The sequence below is a fragment of the Streptomyces yerevanensis genome (assembly GCF_000716805.1).
GTDB lineage: Bacteria > Actinomycetota > Actinomycetes > Streptomycetales > Streptomycetaceae > Streptomyces > Streptomyces flaveus.
This window is the reverse complement of sequence record NZ_JNWJ01000225.1, coordinates 1-472: the sequence shown is the minus strand read 5'-3', so window position 1 is coordinate 472 and position 472 is coordinate 1. Positions and strand designations below refer to the sequence as shown.

Annotated in this window: 1 pseudogene; it reads left to right on the top strand. The window is 72.0% G+C overall.

Annotated features, from left to right (window positions below):
- Positions 1-196: 196 nt before the first annotated feature.
- Positions 197-472 (top strand): annotated as a pseudogene (locus OP79_RS50970) (LLM class flavin-dependent oxidoreductase); the annotation flags it as partial.

Sequence of the window (472 nt, the reverse complement as noted above, 5' to 3'; positions counted from 1 at the left end):
GATCGGCTCCTGCGCGAGGACCATGTCTCCTTCCGGGGTGACTACTACTCCGCCGTCGACGCTCGTTCGGTGCCCGGGTGCCTGGGTGCCCGGGTGCCGGCAGCGGCCGCGGCTGCCGTTCATCGTGGCCGCCAACGGACCCGCGTGAACGTCTTCCGCGGCGCGGAACGGGCAGGGGTGGGTGACGATCGGAGGGATGGCGGAGCGGCTCGACGCGTGGTGGGGTCTTGTCTCGGCGGCGAGCGACCGGATGACGGCTGCCCTTGCGGCGCACGGACGCGAGGCCAATCCGCAGTTCCGGCGGGTGCTGCAGACCGATGCCGCACCGGTGCTCAGTATCCAGTCGGCCGACTGCTTCGACGATTTTCTGGGCCGGGCCGACGAGCTGGGGTTCACCGATGTCGTCGCCCCGTGGCCGCGTGCGCAGGGTCCCTTCTCCGCGCCGCGGTCGGTGGTCGACCGGATCGCCGCG